At 55.1% G+C, this 16,513-nt stretch carries 12 protein-coding genes; 8 read left to right on the top strand and 4 right to left on the bottom strand.

Annotation, left to right across the window (positions count from 1 at the left end; genetic code table 11):
- Positions 1–33 precede the first annotated feature (33 nt).
- From H4F65_RS14780 to H4F65_RS14760, 5 genes are read left to right on the top strand one after another with little or no spacing between them, the layout of a single operon-like run.
- Positions 34–1,599: an ABC transporter substrate-binding protein gene (locus H4F65_RS14780; RefSeq protein WP_010277977.1), complete on the top strand. Its 1,566-nt coding sequence runs from the start codon at positions 34–36 to the stop codon at positions 1,597–1,599.
- 12 nt (positions 1,600–1,611) lie between these two features.
- Entirely contained in the window at positions 1,612–2,568 is a 957-nt protein-coding gene (locus H4F65_RS14775; RefSeq protein ID WP_010277974.1) for an ABC transporter permease, read from the top strand.
- Complete coding sequence (locus tag H4F65_RS14770) at positions 2,525–3,433, top strand: ABC transporter permease (RefSeq protein ID WP_240350866.1); 909 nt, start codon at positions 2,525–2,527, stop codon at positions 3,431–3,433. Before H4F65_RS14775 ends, H4F65_RS14770 begins: the two co-directional genes overlap by 44 nt.
- Before the next feature lie 2 nt (positions 3,434–3,435).
- Positions 3,436–4,431: an ABC transporter ATP-binding protein gene (locus H4F65_RS14765; protein ID WP_039320033.1), complete on the top strand. Its 996-nt coding sequence runs from the start codon at positions 3,436–3,438 to the stop codon at positions 4,429–4,431.
- Entirely contained in the window at positions 4,428–5,378 is a 951-nt protein-coding gene (locus H4F65_RS14760; RefSeq protein WP_052051615.1) for an ABC transporter ATP-binding protein, read from the top strand. The genes H4F65_RS14765 and H4F65_RS14760 overlap by 4 nt, the downstream gene beginning before the upstream one ends.
- On the opposite strand, the gene H4F65_RS14755 is transcribed toward H4F65_RS14760, so the two are convergent.
- From H4F65_RS14755 to H4F65_RS14740, 4 genes are all read right to left on the bottom strand, one after another.
- A complete protein-coding gene (locus H4F65_RS14755; RefSeq protein WP_010277965.1) occupies positions 5,364–6,863 on the bottom strand; it encodes a SulP family inorganic anion transporter in 1,500 nt (499 codons plus the stop codon). The two genes, H4F65_RS14760 and H4F65_RS14755, sit on opposite strands and share 15 nt — an antisense overlap.
- A gap of 182 nt (positions 6,864–7,045) precedes the next feature.
- Positions 7,046–8,845: a translation elongation factor 4 gene (gene lepA / locus H4F65_RS14750; protein WP_010277963.1), complete on the bottom strand. Its 1,800-nt coding sequence runs from the start codon at positions 8,843–8,845 to the stop codon at positions 7,046–7,048.
- Between the two features lie 270 nt (positions 8,846–9,115).
- Positions 9,116–9,901, bottom strand: a complete 786-nt coding sequence (locus H4F65_RS14745) for an SDR family NAD(P)-dependent oxidoreductase (RefSeq protein ID WP_010277959.1) — start codon at positions 9,899–9,901, stop codon at positions 9,116–9,118.
- Positions 9,902–9,969: 68 nt separating this feature from the next.
- Complete coding sequence (locus tag H4F65_RS14740; protein ID WP_010277956.1) at positions 9,970–11,487, bottom strand: efflux transporter outer membrane subunit; 1,518 nt, start codon at positions 11,485–11,487, stop codon at positions 9,970–9,972.
- Positions 11,488–11,574: 87 nt separating this feature from the next.
- On the opposite strand from H4F65_RS14740, the gene H4F65_RS14735 reads away from it, so the two are divergent.
- The 3 genes from H4F65_RS14735 (at position 11,575) to H4F65_RS14725 (ending at position 16,461) form a co-directional block, all read left to right on the top strand.
- Entirely contained in the window at positions 11,575–12,189 is a 615-nt protein-coding gene (locus tag H4F65_RS14735; protein WP_039320038.1) for a TetR/AcrR family transcriptional regulator, read from the top strand.
- 76 nt (positions 12,190–12,265) lie between these two features.
- A complete protein-coding gene (locus H4F65_RS14730; RefSeq protein ID WP_010277950.1) occupies positions 12,266–13,375 on the top strand; it encodes an efflux RND transporter periplasmic adaptor subunit in 1,110 nt (369 codons plus the stop codon).
- Positions 13,372–16,461, top strand: a complete 3,090-nt coding sequence (locus tag H4F65_RS14725; protein WP_010277948.1) for an efflux RND transporter permease subunit — start codon at positions 13,372–13,374, stop codon at positions 16,459–16,461. The genes H4F65_RS14730 and H4F65_RS14725 overlap by 4 nt, the downstream gene beginning before the upstream one ends.
- Positions 16,462–16,513: the final 52 nt, after the last annotated feature.

The raw sequence follows: 16,513 nt of genomic DNA, 5'->3' as shown, positions 1-16,513 counted from the left end.
TGAATAGCATAAAAATAGTGGAGTTTCCCATCAATGAAATGGTTTCATTTTCCTGCTGCCGCACTTTTGCTGGTGGCCAGTTTACCCTGGGGAATCGCGCTGGCGGAAACCGTCAATCGCGATGCAACGCTGAATATCGCTTATGGTAAACGACCGGGTACGCTCGATCCTTACCTGACAACCAACAGTGCGACCACCGACGTGGTGCGCCACATTTTTGAACAGCTTTTTACGATTAACGATCGGTTTGAACCGGTGCCGGAACTGGTTGAACGCTATTCGCTGAGTGACGATCGCAAGGTTTACACCTTTGTGCTGCGCGACGGCATTCGCTTTCATGATGGTCAGCCGCTGACAGCCGATGATGTGGTGGCTTCGATGAATCGCTGGCTGGCGGTTTCTACGCAGGGAAAAGCCAATCTGCCGGGCGCACAGTTTAGCCGAATTGACGATCGTACGGTGCAACTAGCGGTACAGACACCGTCCCTCATTACGCTGAATGTCCTGGCCGATTTGAAAAACCTGCCTTCCATTATGCCCAAGCGCCTTATTGATGAAGCCAATGCCAGCAAGAAGCCAGTCAGTGAACTGATTGGCACCGGGCCTTACAAACTGGCGGAATTCAAACAGGGAGATTATCTGCACCTGACGCGTTATGACGGCTATGTCTCGCGTAGCGAGCCGGCGAACGGCCTGTCGGGTCAGAAGCAGGCAGAAGTGAAAGACATCTGGTTTCGCTATATTACGGATGAGTCTACCCGACTGGCAGGCGCACTGACTGGTGAATATGACGTCATTTTTGATTTGCCGAAAGACAACATTGACACGCTCAATAGCGCCCGCGATGTGAAGCTGTACCGCCCCGAAGCCGGCGGGTCGCTCATTACCTACCTGTTCAACAAGAATCGTGGACCGTTTGCCGATGTGAAACTGCGTCAGGCGTTCAATTTGGCGCTTGATGTCCATCAGGTACTGTTGGCGGGCTACAGCGATCCACGCTTTTTCAGGGAAGATTCGTCGTTAGGTTTTCCTGAGCAGGTAGACTGGCACAGTGAAGCCGGTAAGCCTTACTGGAATCAGCACAAATTGGACGAGGCCAGAAAGCTGGTGAAAGAATCCGGCTATAACGGTGAAGAAGTGGTGATCATCGCCACCAAGGAATACGCCGAATTGTACAATCTGGCGATTGTCGCACAGCAGGTACTCAAACAGATTGGGGTGAAATCTCGTCTTGATGTCTACGATTGGGCCACGGTATTACAACGGCGTCAGGATCCTAAAAACTTCGACCTGTGTGCGCTGGAATTCTCCATGCGTCAGGTGTTGCATCAGTATCCTTTCCTTGATTCTCGCGCCAAATTTCCCGGCCTGAGCAACAGCCCGGAAATCGATGCGTTGCTGGATGATATCAAGCAGGCGCCGTCGCTACAGGCAGCAAGAGGATTGGTGGATAAACTCCACGTTCAAACCTGGACCTACCTGCCGGTCATTGTGCTAGGACGCACCACACCTGATGCGGCCGCCATCAAGCACCATGTTCACGGCTACCGGGATTTAATCGGTCCCGTGCTGTGGAACGTCAGCATCACAAAACCGTAAGCGGAGAAGTGAATGGGATGGTTTATTTTCCATCGACTGCTGGCGTTGATACCGGTGCTGCTGGTGGTCTCTATCGTGGTGTTTTGTCTGGTTCATCTGGCACCGGGCGATCCGGTGCTGGTTATCCTGGGCAATGATGCCAGTCCGGGAGATGTCGCCGCGTTGCGTCAGCAAATGGGGCTGGATCAACCCCTGCTGACGCAGTTCGTCGTGTGGTTTAGTGCCGTGTTGCGTGGCGATCTCGGTCGTTCGCTGTTCATGAATGCCAGCGTGATGTCGCTTTTCTTGCAGCATCTGCAACCTACGCTGGCACTGGCACTCTATGCGCAAGGGTTAGCGCTACTGCTTGGTCTGGCTGCCGGCGTGCTCAGCGCGTCGCAGCAGGGACGGCTGCTGGATCGTGTGATTATGGGGCTAGCGGCGGTGGGGATGTCGATTCCCGGCTTTCTACTTGGGCTGTTTCTGATTTTCTTTTTTGCCGTGCAGTTGCGCTGGTTTCCGGTTGTTGGATATAGCTCGACGCGCGGCGATGTGCTGGTAAATCTCTGGTATATGACGCTCCCTGCGCTGGCGTTAGGGCTGCGCATTGCCGCGCTGATCGCCCGCATGACGCGTGCGGTTATGCTAGACGTGTTGAGCGAAAACTACATTAAAACGGCCCGTGCCAAAGGTGTATCGGAATACCGCGTTCTACTACGCCACGGCTTGAAAAATGCACTCTTGCCTATTTTAACCATCTGCGGTGAATCTTTCGGTTCACTTGTGACGGGAACAATTGTGATTGAAAGCGTGTTCGGCATTCCCGGCGTAGGGTCGCTGGTGGTGGATTCTATCGAGCGGCGCGATTTCTCTGTGATTCAGGGGGCGGTACTGCTGATTACCATCAGTTACGTTCTGATTAATCTGGCGGTGGATATTCTGGGGCATGCCGTTGATCCGCGTATCTCGCTATCAGGGGAGAAAGAGTGACATGAAAGCGCTGTTTTCCAATTCACTCCTGACCACCGGTGTCGCTATCCTACTGCTTATCCTCATTGTCGCGATAGGAGGCGTGCTTCTTAGCCCTTACGATCCCTATGCGCTGAATCCTCTGGCTCGTCTGTCTTCACCTTCGCTTCAGCACTGGTTTGGCACCGATAATTTTGGCCGTGATGTGTTCGTACGGGTGGCGATTGCGGTACAGATCTCGCTGTCCGTTGGGGGGGCAGTGGCGCTGATTTCCGGGGCGATTGGTACGCTGATTGGACTGCTGTGCACCTGGTATCGTCTGCTTGATGCGATCGTTATGCGGATTTGTGACGGTCTGTTTGCTTTCCCCTCTCTGCTGCTGGCGATTTCTATCGTCGGTATTCTTGGCCCCAACCCCGCCAATGTTGTGCTGGCGCTATCGCTGGTGTATGTGCCGTCGGTGGCACGCGTGATGCGAGCAGCGGCGCTGGTGATCAAGGAAAAAAATTACATCGAGGCGCTGCGTGCTCAGGGTGCAACGAGTCGCCGGATTATCTGGTTGCACATCCTGCCCAACGTGGTCTCGCCGCTAATCGTTCAAGTGTCGTGGATCTTCTCGGTCGCGATCCTCACTGAGGCGGCGCTGAGTTTTTTAGGTTCGGGGATCCCTGCACCAACGCCCAGTCTGGGTAATTTATTGTTAGAAGGGAAAAAAGTGATTTTTACCTCCTGGTGGATGACCTTTTTTCCCGGTATTGCCATTGTGCTTTTGATCCTGTCTCTGAATATGATTGGAGACGGCCTGCGCGATATCTCTGACCCCACGCTTAAGCCACTTTCACGCCGAGTTTCCCGTCTGCTGAAAGCGGCAACGACATCAAAGTGAATATGATGAGTGAAACACCGCTACTGTCGGTAAAAGACCTGAGCGTCACGTTTGCCGCGCCGTCTGGCCTCTTGCATCCCGTTCGAGGGATCTCTTTTGAGGTGAAATCACGTGAGACGCTGGGCATCATCGGTGAATCTGGCTGTGGTAAAAGCGTCACCGCCGATGCCCTAATGGGGCTGCTGCCTGCACGTACTAGCCGCGTTGGCGGCGAGGTCAGTCTGAACGGTCAGCCGCTGCTGTCGCTCTCGGATGAGGCGCGACGACGCCTGCGTGGTAATGCGTTAGCAATGATTTTTCAGGATCCGCTCTCCAGTCTTAATCCGGTTTATACCGTGGGTGAACAGATAGAGGAAAGCCTACGACAGCACACTGCGCTATCGCGTCAGGCGCGGAAAGCGCGGGTATATGAACTGCTTACACAGGTGGGGATGCCCGACCCTGCTGCCTGTGCTGTCAGCTACCCACATCGGCTATCCGGCGGAATGCGTCAACGCGTGATGATTGCTATCGCCATTGCCTGCGGGCCAGGGTTGCTGATTGCTGATGAACCGACAACGGCGCTCGACGTCACCATTCAGGCGCAGATTCTCTCGCTGTTGGATAAGTTAAAAGCCGAAACCGACATGGGCATCGTGCTGATTACTCACGATCTGTCGGTGGTGGCACAGATGTGTCAGCGCGTGCTGGTTATGTATCTTGGGGAAGTGGTGGAGCAGGCGGATGTGCTCACGCTGTTTGATCACGCTCGTCACCCCTATACGCAGGCGCTGTTGCGTGCGGTGCCTAACCTTGATGCGCCGCGTAAAAGCGAGCTGCCGGAGATAACCGGCAGTGTTCCGCCGTTGTCCCATCCGCCTGCCGGCTGTGGTTTTGCTCCACGATGCCCGCTGGCGGATGAGCGTTGTCACCGTTCTCCGCCAGTGCTTTCTACCGCTGACGAATCGGGGCATCGTGTGCGTTGCTGGAAAGCGGAAAGCCTCGGGAGTGGGATATGAATGAGCCGTTATTGCGGGTGAAAAACCTGCGTAAGACCTTTCGGGTTGGGCAGGGATGGCGAAAAAAAATGCGGGTGGCGCTGGATGATGTCAGCTTCCAGATTTTCCCCGGTGAAACGTACGCACTGGTTGGCGAATCAGGCAGCGGCAAAAGCACCACGGGGCGGAGTATCTTAGGGCTGACGCCTGCTGATACGGGTGAACTGCATTTTGCTGGTCACGATCTCCGACAGCAGAATGCTGAATCGCTGCGGCAGCTGCGGCGTGACATGCAGATGATCTTTCAGGACCCGCTCTCCTCGCTCGATCCCAAGCGTAGCGTGGGGTATAGCATTGAAGAACCGCTGATTATCCACGGCATACATGATAGCCAATGGCGCAAGGCGCAGGTGGTCAAAATGCTGACGCGAGTCGGTTTTACCGCTGCGGATGCAAGACGGTTTCCACACGAGTTTTCCGGTGGGCAGCGACAGCGTATCGGGATTGCCCGCGCACTGGTACTGGAGCCCAAATTGATTGTGTGTGATGAACCGGTGTCGGCACTAGATGTCTCTATCCAGTCGCAAATTCTGAACCTGCTTTTGGCATTGCAGCGAGAGCAAGGGCTGGCGTATTTGTTTATCGCGCACGACCTGAGCGTGGTACATCATATCGCCGACCGCATTGGTGTGATGTATCGCGGGCGTATTGTCGAGGAAGCGCCTGTGGCGACGCTTTTTTCACAGGCGCGTCATCCGTATACACGCTTTCTATTGGCATCGATTCCGCCGGCGCATCCACGGTTAAAGCGGACTGTTCAGGTCGATGTGCAGCCAAGGCAAGATGGCGAGTGTCAGTTTGACGAACCCACACCCGGCACACTGGCGCGATGCCGCATACACCCAACGCAAGAATATTGGATCGATGCGGAACACCGCGTCGCCTGCACGCGATTAGAGATGCCCTGACAGACGCTGGTGAATTTTGCTGCTGTGGTTATCCAGCCCGATAATCGTGACCTTGGCATCGTAGCGATGATAGCGGGTTTCGATCGCGTCGAGTGCCGCCACGCTCGAGGCATCCCAGATTTGGGCGTGTGTCAGATCGATGGTGACGTTCTGCGGATCCTGCGCATAGAGAAAGTGCTCGAAGAGATCGTTACTGCTGCCGAAGAACAGCGGCCCGCGTACGGTGTAATGCACCGACTGTCCGTCTTCGCTCACCTGACGCTCCGCGTGAATGACGTGCGCTACACGGCGGGCAAACAGCAGGATGGCAAAGATCACGCCGCCTGCCACGCCGATAGCGAGGTTGCCCGTCGAGACGGTTGCGACAACCGTCACGATGACCACCAGCGTTTCCGACAGCGGCATACGCTTTAGCGTCGTCGGGTGCAGGCTGTGCCAGTTCATGGTTTTCAGCGCGACGATCATCATAATGCCCGCCAGCACCACCATCGGAATCTTCGTCATGATTTCGCTCAGCCCGGTCACCAGCAACAACAGCACCAGCGCGGCGGCGAGGGTGGAAATGCGCGTGCGCGCTTTGCCTAGCTCCACGTTGACCACGGTCTGCCCGATCATCGCACACCCGGCAATGCCGCCGTAGAAGCCAGCGAAGAGATTGGAAATGCCCAGCCCCCAGCATTCGCGACGCTTGCTGGACGGGGTATCCGTGATGTCGTCGACCAGTTTGGCGGTTAACAGCGATTCCATCAGCCCGACAAAGGCAATACTCAGTGCGGTCGGCCAGATGATGTGCAGCGTTTCAAGATTGAACGGCACTAGCCATTGGGTGAAACCCGGCAATCCGGGCTGCATGGGGCCAGCATCGCCGACGTTAGGCACCGTGATGCCGGTAAACATCGCAATCGCGGTCACCGTCACAATGGCAACCAGCGGCGCGGGAATGCTTTTCACCACATAAGGCAGCAGCAGAACAATCGCGAGCGTCAACGCAAACAGCAGCCAGACGAGCGAGGATTGTCCGTAAATATGCGGCACCTGCGCGGCAAAAATCAGGATGCCCAGCGCATTGACGAAACCGATCATCACCGAACGGGGGATATAGCGCATCATCCTCGCCAGTCCGGCCAATCCAAACAGAATCTGCACGATCCCTGCCATGATCACCGCAGGCAGAATATAGGCCACGCCGTGTGCGTGTACCATCGGGCCAATAACCAGCGCTACGGCACCCGCCGCCGCAGTAACCATCGCCGGTCTGCCACCGAGAAAAGACATGGTGAAACACAACACGATGGACGCGAATAGGCTGACTTTGGGATCAACCCCCGCAATGATGGAAAAGGAAATCACCTCTGGGATAAGTGCCAGTGCGGTGATGGTGCCCGCCAAAACCTCGCGCATCAGCAGCGAGGGCGAACGTAATACAGCAAGCGTTGACGTGGCTGAGGGCGCTGACGTCGGCGTTGCGTCGGGTGATGAGATCATAGGTGCAGGCTCTTACTTTTTCTTATTTATCGGTCGATGACGAAAGGCGGGAGAGGATAAATTATCGGCAGTATAAAAGATACTGTCCGTCATCGGCAGGCAAGGAAAAGTCAGTAGGAAAACGAAGGGGCGGCTAACGCGTCGCGTTATCCGCCCGCTCGTTGTGTTCTCTCCGTCAGTAATTAGGCATCAATCGCCAGAATAGCCATAAACGCTTCGCGTGGAATGTCTCGTTTCGAGAACCCCACGTTGTGCTTTTTATTTTCTCGCTGTTTACGGATCAGTCGCTGTTTCTGCGACAGGCTGCCCTGAAAACCCTGTGCCAATGCGCTTTTGCGCAGCGGAGGAATATCTTCGCGCGCGATAACGCGATTACCGATTTTGGCCTGAGCAGGAACGGGGTACAGCTTGCGCGGAATCACGTACTTCAACGCTTTCACGATCTCGGTTGCCCGCGCCCATGCCTTATGACGGGCGATAATGAAGGAAAAAGCATCGATCAACTGGCTATCGAGGTAGATGTCGCAGCGCACCAAATCGGAACGCCGGTAGCGACCGGGCTCATAATCCAGCGTGGCATAGCCTTGCGTGAGCGATTTCAGGGCATCAAAAAAGCCGAAGATCATCTCGTTGAGCGGCAGATCCCAGTGTAAGGTCACGCTACCGTTATTGAGATATTGCATGTCGATAAACTCCCCACGGCGCGAGGCACAGTACTCCATCAACGTGCCGACGTAGGCGTCCGGTGTGTTGATGGTGCAGATAACATAGGGTTCTTCGACGAAGTGCAACACGTCCTCTCCGGGGAAATGTGCCGGATTATCGATCGTCAGGCATTGGCCGTTATGTAACGTGACGCGGTATTCCACGCTGGGCGCGGTGGCAATCACGGAAATGCCGTATTCACGCCTGAGCCGTTCACGAACAATATCCATATGTAACATCCCAAGAAAACCACAGCGAAAACCGGCACCCAATGAGGCGGAAACATCGGGAATCCAGTGCAACGCCGCATCGTTAAGTGACAGCTTATTCATGGCGTTACGCAAGCCTTTCAGATCGTCGTCCGCATCGGGATAGAGCCCAGAAAACACCATCGGCTTCATGTCCTGATAGCGAGCAACCGGCTCTGTTGCGGGGCGTTCGGCTGACGTCAGCGTATCGCCCACTCGGATGGCGGCGGCGTCTTTCAGTCCAGCCGCGAGATAACCGACCTCACCGTTTTCCAACGCGGTACAAGGTTGACGATGGGGGAAAAAAGCGCCGGTTTCGGTGACCTCAAAACGTGTTCCTGATGACATAAAACGCAGCGTTGCACCAGCCTGAATACTGCCATCCACCACGCGTACATGCATGATGGCACCCTGATAGGGATCGTAATGTGAATCAAACACCAGCGCACGCAGCGGGGCATCGGCGAGCCCTGTTGGTGCGGGGAAATGGTGGGCAATTGCGTCCAGCACCTCGGCCACGCCCTCACCGGTTTTGGCAGAGACCGTCAGCACGGTGCTGATATCCAGCGAGGGAATCGCCGCCAACTGCTGCATCACCTGCGGTACGTTAGCCTGTGGGCTGTCGATTTTGTTCAGGACGGGCAGAATAGTCAGCCCTTGCTGTCGGGCGAGATTGAGGTTGGCGATCGTCTGTGCCTGAACGCCCTGCGTGGCATCGATAAGAAGAATCGCACCGTCACAGGCGGCGAGACTGCGGGAGACTTCTGCGGAAAAATCGACGTGCCCCGGCGTATCCACCAGATTGAACTGATACCGCTGACCATTCTCATCCCGATAACTCATGCGAACGGTTTGCAATTTGATGGTGATGCCGCGTTCCCGTTCTATCTCCATCGAATCCAGCAGCAGTTCACGCATGTCACGTTGGGCGACGGTTGCAGTCAGTTCGATAAAGCGGTCGGCGAGGGTGGATTTGCCATGATCGACATGGGCAATAATGCAGAAATTACGAATTTGAGGTGTACACATAGAAAAGGCCTTTCACATCATGATGTCTGGCTCGGTATCGCGTGCGACGTTGAGAACAGACAGAGAAATTCGCGCTGAAAAAATTCAGCGAAGATGAAAATCAAAAGATGTAAAAGTGAATAGCCGCCGCGATGATAGCGCGTTTTATTTTGCGGCGGCAAGTCTTGATGTTTGATGTGGATTGTTCCCCCCGAAAATTTAATACACAACGATTGAGAGGTGCATTCCATTACGAGGGCTGTTCGCTCCTGTGGCTTTCCGGAATTCTCTTTAAACACCCATCACGCGAGCCATGATGGCTTGATGTAACCAGCGTGGAGTGGCCCAAGTCAGAAATGTAATCGCTTTATTTCCCATACCTGGAACAACGCTCATTCGCCCAGCCTCAAGAGCCCGGATACCAGCCTGAACAACAGGTTTAGGCTGCATCATCACACCTTTTAGCGCAGGAGTGAGTTTTTGTTTGGCTGCCGTAGCAAAACCGGTGTCAGACATGCCCGGGCACAGTGCAGTGACAGTGATACCATCGCTTTTAAGCTCACGATGCAGAGCATCGGAAAACCGGAGCACATACGCTTTAGCTGCTGAGTAAACGGCAAAATTCTTTACGCCCTGATAAGACAGCAGGCTGGCGACCATCAAAATATGTCCTTTACGCCTGACGCGCATATCTTCTGCAAAGAGCCGGGTTATCGCTGTCAAACTTGCGATATCCAGATCGATCATATCCAGCGACTCACCCAGTGATTGATCTAAAAAACTGCCCTGCAAACCGTGGCCAGCGTTATTAATTAATATATCAACCACAATATTTTGTTCTTTTAGTCGGCTGTGCAGATCGCTGATTGCGGTAATCACGGAAAGATCCACTTGTTCAACTATGACATCAACGTTGAAATCTTTGCGTAATGCCTCCGCGAGTATTTCAAGCTTATTGAGCCGACGCGCCGCCAGGATGAGCGACTTTCCTTGTGCCGCATATTGCCTTGCGAATTCCTCGCCAAACCCGCTTGAAGCGCCCGTGATAAGCACCCATGCATTGTTTTTTACTGTCATGTTAATAACTCCAGTTGTTTATTTTCAATTGGACAGGTGCCAGTTTGTGGCTGTGTTGGGTGCGCATCTTATTGCGCTTTCGCTGTGGTTTCTGGCGGCTGCCAGCCACCGCCGAGCGCCTTGAATGTGGCGACGGCTGCTCGTGCCGATTCGGTTTGAGCCTGAGCCCGGGCATCGGAGGTTTGTAGCAGGGTTTCATCGGCGTGAAGAACCTCAATCAGGCTGCTTGTTCCCTTCTGGTAGGCGATGAAAGACGACTGCCGCGCGCTGGCTAACGCGGTTTCACCGGCGGCTAACGTTGCAGACTGCGTTTCGCGATTGACCAAGGCCGAGAAGGCGTTCTCAACGTCTTCGGTCGCACGGAGTACCGACAGGCGGTAAGCCGCCAGCGCTTCGGCTTCCTGTCCCTTCGCCTGATCGATCTGGGCGTTAATGCGGCCGAAGTCGAAGAGTCGCCAGCGCAGCCCCAATACGCCCGCCGATTGGCTGGCACCGTTAGAGAACAGATTGCCGCTCGACACCGATGTTGCACTACCGAGTAAGGCGCTGAGGGAGAATTTAGGATAGTACTCGCTGATGGCTACCCCGATGCGTGCGTTGGACGCCGCGAGGTGGCGTTCGGCCACGATAATATCGGGTCTGCGGCGCAGCAGATCGGCGGGTGTCCCTGTTGCTATGAGCGCTGGAGGCTGTGGAATGGCCTGTGAGGTGGACAACTGGGCCCGATGCGTGCCGGGAGGCGTGCCGAGCATAACGTCCAATGCGTTCATCGCGGCGTCGATTCCGGTCTGGAGAGCGGGCACGGTTGCCTGAACCTGCGAAAGCGCGCCCTCCGTCTGACGAACCTGATATTCTGCGGCGAGCCCTTTACTGTGGAGCAGTTGTACCTTATCCAGCAGCTCTTGCTGTGTCTTGACCTGACTGTTGGCGATCGCCAGGCGCGTTTGTAACCCGCGCAGAGTGATATAAATATCGGCAGTCTGAGCGGCGACGGCCAGATGAGTGGCCGCGACGCCTGCCTCGGAAGCCTGATAGTCAGCCAGTGCCGCCTGACGACCGCGTCTCAGTCCACCGAATACATCAAGCTCCCAACTGGCGTTGAGATCGGCTTCATAAGCATTGCCGTAGCGACTATAGCCAGGAACCGAGTTGAGTAGCTGACCTTGTGGCGTTTCAATTGACTGGTAGGCGCGAGTGCCTTGTCCGCTGATGTTGCCCGAGGGCAGCAGCGCCGCCGTTGCTGCGCCAAGCCCGGCACGCGCCTGACTCATCCGTGCGGATGCCTGGGCTAAATCAAGATTCTGTGCGAGTGCCCTTGAAACTAACTGGCTCAGTAAGGGATCATTAAAGCTTTCCCACCAGACCGCAAGGTTGGCTACCTGAGCTGCGCTTTCTTGTTCTACTAAAGACGGTTCTGCTAAAGGCGATTTTGCGACAGATGGCTGCGCGGAGGATCGTTGTGCGGCGGATTGCACCTGATAACGATCAGCGAGTGGCGCGTCCGGACGATGATAATCCGGCCCAACGGCGCAACCTGCCATTAAGCTCGTGGTCACCACCAAGGTAAGGGTACGGAGGGATAACATAGGAATTCCTTGAGTCAAAAAGGTTGTGACCATATTACGTATTGGTCACTCGTTGTCAATCAGCGCTCGGTGAGCTAAGCTTGAGTAATGACTAAACACATGAATACACAGTCCCCACGCGGGCCGTCGGATCACAGCGTTCGAGATCAGGTTGTTGAAGCGGCGACTGAGCACTTCGGACACTTTGGCTATGAGAAGACCACCGTGTCCGATCTGGCCAAAGCGATTGGTTTTTCTAAGGCCTACATCTACAAGTTTTTTGATTCCAAACAGGCCATCGGTGAGATGATTTGTACTAACCGACTGGCAATGATTATGGATATTGTCAACGCGGAACTGGTGGATGCGCCAACGGCTTCAGAAAAGCTGAGGCGCCTGTATAAAGCCTTGATAGAAGCGGGCAGCGATTTATTTTTTCACGATCGCAAGCTTTATGAGATCGCTGCGGTATCCTCGCGCGAACGCTGGCCTTCAGCCGTTGCTTATGAAGAAAAACTACGTCAGCTTGTTCAGCAAATTCTTCTTGAGGGGCGACAGTCCGGGGAATTTGAGCGCAAGACGCCGCTGGATGAGGCGGCAGAGGCCATCTATCTGGTCATGCGTCCTTATGCTTGCCCTATTCAACTGCAATACAACCTGGATTCGTCAGCGTCCGCTGCGGTGTTACTGCCGTCGTTAATATTGCGTAGCCTGGCACCTTAAAAATAGTGACCATTGACAATATTGGTCACTGGTTGGAGAATGCGGTTTCTGTCCTGCTCATTTAAGAAGGGAACCCATGCTTCGGCTAAAATCCACCACTCTTGCTGTTTGCCTGTTGCCTCTCGCCCTGGTGGCGTGTGGCGACGCTTCCGATGTCGACGATCCACGCAATCAGCCTCCTCTGGTGAGAGCGGCTACCGTGGTGAGTGCTGTTGACGCTTCTCGCGCCTTCACCGGTGTGGTTGTCGCACGAGTTCAAAGCGACTTGGGTTTTCGGGTGCAAGGCAAAATCCTTGAACGTCTGGTCGATACCGGCCAGACCGTGAAACGCGGCCAGCCTTTGATGCGTCTGGACCCTATCGATCTCAACTTACAGGCACAAGCCCAGCAGCAGGCCGTAACCGCGGCCCGTGCCCGTGCCAGACAGGCGACCGATGACGAAGCTCGCTATCGTGGTCTGGTTGCCGCAGGTGCGGTATCCGCTTCGGCTTACGATCAAATAAAGGCGGCTGCCGAGACGGCGAAAGCGGAACTGAGCGCTGCACAGGCTCAGGCTGATGTAGCACGCAATGCGACGGAGTATGCCGTGTTGCTGGCCGATGCCGACGGCGTGGTAATGAATACACTGGCTGAACCCGGTCAAGTGGTGAGTGCAGGGCAAGCTGTTGTTCGGCTGGCGCGCGCGGGGCAACGGGAAGCCATCTTACAACTGCCCGAAACGCTACGTCCCTCGGTTGGAAGCGAAGCGCAGGCAATGCGCTATGGCGCCGGAGAACAGCGTGTTCCAGCGAAACTGCGGTTGCTCTCCGATGCGGCCGATCCGTTGACGCGTACCTTCGAAGCGAGGTATGTGCTTGAAGGTGAGCTGTCGAGTGCACCGCTCGGATCCACCGTTACGCTCCATATCGCGAAAGATGACGTATCCCGCCAGATGCTACAGGTGCCTTTAGCGGCAATCTATGACGCGGGGAAAGGGCCGGGTGTCTGGCGTATTTCAGGCGAACCCGCCAAAGTATCATGGCAACCCGTTCAGATGTCTGGCCTTAGCGACGATAGGGCAAAGGTGACCGGGAATCTCAAACCGGGAGAGCAGGTTGTGGCCTTGGGGACGCATTTGCTGCATGACGGTGAAGCGGTCCGAGTGATTGAACAGCGCGATGCCAGCGTCGCCGGGAGCCAGCCATGAGCGAGGGAAGATTCAATCTTTCGGCGCTTGCTGTCCGTGAGCGCTCCATCACGCTGTTTCTCATCATCCTGATTACCGTCGCGGGCATTCTCTCGTTCTTTGAACTGGGGCGGGCAGAAGATCCACCGTTTACGGTCAAGCAGATGACCATTGTTTCTGTCTGGCCGGGGGCGACCGCTCAGGAAATGCAGGATCAGGTGGCTGAGCCGCTGGAAAAGCGCATGCAGGAGCTCAAGTGGTATGACCGCAGTGAGACTTACACGCGTCCTGGACTCGCTTTTACCATGCTGTCACTGCTCGATAGTACGCCGCCTTCACAGGTACAGGAGGAGTTCTATCAGGCGCGTAAAAAGCTCGGTGATGAAGCCAGGAACCTGCCGACAGGCGTGATTGGGCCGATGGTTAACGACGAATTCTCCGATGTGACCTTTGCGCTCTTTGCGCTAAAGGCGAAAGGCGAGCCGCAGCGTTTACTGGTTCGTGATGCCGAATCGCTGCGTCAGCGTCTCTTGCATGTGCCGGGCGTGAAGAAGGTCAATATCATCGGGGAACAGGCTGAACGTATTTTTGTGTCGTTCTCGCACGACCGGCTGGCGACGCTGGGTATTGCTCCTCAGGACATTTTCTCCGCGCTGAATAGCCAGAACGAACTGACGCCTGCCGGCTCGATTAATACGAGCGGGCCACAGGTCTTTATTCGTCTGGATGGCGCTTTTGATAAGTTGGACAAGATTCGTAAAACGCCGATTGTTGTACAGGGTAGGACGTTACAGCTTTCAGACGTAGCAACCGTTGAGCGTGGCTATGAAGACCCTGCGACCTTTCTGGTTCGCAATCAGGGAGAACCGGCGCTGTTGCTGGGCATTGTGATGCGTGAAGGATGGAATGGCCTGGATTTGGGGAAGGCACTGGATGCTGAGACGACCAAAATCAATGAAGGCATGCCGCTTGGCATGACGTTGACGAAAGTCACCGATCAGTCGGTGAATATCAGCTCGTCTGTTGACGAATTCATGATCAAATTCTTCGTCGCGTTGCTTGTCGTGCTGGTTGTTTGCTTTATCAGCATGGGTTGGCGCGTAGGGGTTGTCGTTGCCGCCGCGGTGCCGTTGACGCTGGCTATCGTTTTTGTGGTGATGGAAGCGTCCGGTAAAAACTTCGACCGAATTACGTTGGGTTCTCTCATTCTGGCGCTGGGTTTGCTGGTCGATGATGCCATTATCGCCATCGAGATGATGGTGGTGAAAATGGAGGAGGGCTATAGCCGTGTTAAAGCCTCCGCCTATGCCTGGAGCCATACGGCTGCCCCGATGCTGGCAGGTACGCTGGTCACCGCTGTGGGGTTTATGCCTAACGGTTTCGCGCAATCCACCGCCGGTGAGTACACCAGCAACATGTTCTGGATCGTCGGTATTGCCCTGATTGCCTCCTGGGTCGTTGCAGTGGTTTTCACGCCTTACTTGGGCGTAAAAATGCTACCGGAAATCAAAGCCGTAGAGGGGGGACACGCCGCCATCTACAACACTCGCCATTACAACCAATTTCGCCGTTTACTGACGCGTGTTATCTCGCGGAAATGGATCGTGGCAGGTACCGTGGTGGCTGCCTTTATCGTAGCGATCTTAGGTATGGCGCTGGTTAAAAAACAATTCTTCCCGACCTCCGATCGTCCTGAAGTGCTGGTAGAAGTGCAGATGCCCTATGGGACTTCCATTGAGCAGACCAGCGCGGCAACGGCGAAGGTAGAGGACTGGCTGAAGAAGCAAGAAGAGGCAAAAATTGTTACGTCTTATATCGGGCAAGGTTCACCGCGCTTTTTTCTGGCTATGTCGCCAGAGCTGCCCGATCCGTCGTTTGCAAAAATTGTCGTGCTGACAGACAGCCAGGAAGCGCGTGAGGCGCTCAAGTTTCGATTGCGTGAAGCGGCGGCCAATGGCCTGGCACCGGAAGCGCTTGTTCGGGTGACTCAACTGGTGTTTGGCCCCAATTCACCTTATCCGGTGGCCTACCGTGTTATGGGACCGGATCCGACCACGCTGCGTGAGATTGCAGACAAGGTGAAAACGGTGATGCTGGCAAATCCGATGATGAGGACCGTCAATGCTGATTGGGGGCCGCAGGTGCCGACGCTGCATTTCACGCTCGATCAGGATCGCTTACAGGCGGTGGGATTGACATCGAATGCGGTCGCCCAGCAACTTCAGTTCCTGCTCTCGGGTGTTCCGATCACGTCGGTGCGTGAAGACATTCGTTCGGTGCAGGTCATGGGACGTGCTGCTGGGGATATCCGGCTTGATCCGGCAAAAATAGCGGGCTTCACGCTCGTGGGGGCTGCTGGTCAGCGTATCCCTCTGTCACAGATAGGGGAGGTCGACGTGAAGATGGAAGATCCTATCCTGCGCCGCCGCGATCGCACACCGATCATGACTGTACGGGGTGATATCGCCGAAAACCTGCAACCGCCGGATGTTTCTATGGCGATCCTGAAACAGCTACAGCCTATCATCGATACACTTCCGGCCGGATACCGTATTGAACAGGCAGGCCCGATTGAAGAATCAGGAAAAGCCACTCAGGCGATGGCTCCGCTGTTTCCTATCATGATTGCTATTACGCTACTGATCATCATCCTACAGGTGCGGTCAATGTCGGCAATGGTGATGGTGTTTCTTACTTCACCGCTGGGGCTGATTGGCGTGGTGCCAACGCTGCTGCTCTTCAACCAGCCGTTTGGTATCAATGCGCTTGTGGGGTTGATTGCGCTATCCGGTATCCTGATGCGTAATACTTTGATTCTTATCGGGCAGATCCATCATAACGAGCAGGAAGGACTCTCGCCATTCGATGCGGTGGTGGAGGCGACGGTGCAGCGAGCCCGACCTGTGTTGCTGACCGCGCTTGCCGCTATTTTGGCGTTCATCCCGCTCACTCATTCTATTTTCTGGGGCACGCTGGCATACACGCTGATTGGCGGGACGTTTGGCGGCACCATCATCACGCTGGTGTTTCTGCCTGCGATGTACGCTATCTGGTTCAAGATACGTCCAGAGAATGAGAAACATGTTGATAAACCCGCCGCGGTGTAAGCCGTCATCCAAATAAAAACGCTCGTCACACAGGGTGGCGAGCGTTATCCAG

The sequence above is a fragment of the Pectobacterium brasiliense genome (genome assembly GCF_016950255.1).
Classification (GTDB): Bacteria; Pseudomonadota; Gammaproteobacteria; order Enterobacterales; family Enterobacteriaceae; genus Pectobacterium; species Pectobacterium brasiliense.
Note: the sequence above shows the minus strand (reverse complement) of the source record. Positions and strands in the feature narration are given on the sequence as shown.

Excerpts from the sequence above, each read along its gene's own strand:
- H4F65_RS14780 (WP_010277977.1), top strand. The coding sequence starts at position 34 with ATGAAATGGTTTCATTTTCCTGCTGCCGCACTTTTGCTGGTGGCCAGT.
- H4F65_RS14775 (WP_010277974.1), top strand. The coding sequence starts at position 1,612 with ATGGGATGGTTTATTTTCCATCGACTGCTGGCGTTGATACCGGTGCTG.
- H4F65_RS14770 (WP_240350866.1), top strand. The coding sequence starts at position 2,525 with ATGCCGTTGATCCGCGTATCTCGCTATCAGGGGAGAAAGAGTGACATG.
- H4F65_RS14765 (WP_039320033.1), top strand. The coding sequence starts at position 3,436 with ATGATGAGTGAAACACCGCTACTGTCGGTAAAAGACCTGAGCGTCACG.
- H4F65_RS14760 (WP_052051615.1), top strand. The coding sequence starts at position 4,428 with ATGAATGAGCCGTTATTGCGGGTGAAAAACCTGCGTAAGACCTTTCGG.
- H4F65_RS14755 (WP_010277965.1), bottom strand. The coding sequence starts at position 6,863 with ATGATCTCATCACCCGACGCAACGCCGACGTCAGCGCCCTCAGCCACG.
- lepA (WP_010277963.1), bottom strand. The coding sequence starts at position 8,845 with ATGTGTACACCTCAAATTCGTAATTTCTGCATTATTGCCCATGTCGAT.
- H4F65_RS14745 (WP_010277959.1), bottom strand. The coding sequence starts at position 9,901 with ATGACAGTAAAAAACAATGCATGGGTGCTTATCACGGGCGCTTCAAGC.
- H4F65_RS14740 (WP_010277956.1), bottom strand. The coding sequence starts at position 11,487 with ATGTTATCCCTCCGTACCCTTACCTTGGTGGTGACCACGAGCTTAATG.
- H4F65_RS14735 (WP_039320038.1), top strand. The coding sequence starts at position 11,575 with ATGACTAAACACATGAATACACAGTCCCCACGCGGGCCGTCGGATCAC.
- H4F65_RS14730 (WP_010277950.1), top strand. The coding sequence starts at position 12,266 with ATGCTTCGGCTAAAATCCACCACTCTTGCTGTTTGCCTGTTGCCTCTC.
- H4F65_RS14725 (WP_010277948.1), top strand. The coding sequence starts at position 13,372 with ATGAGCGAGGGAAGATTCAATCTTTCGGCGCTTGCTGTCCGTGAGCGC.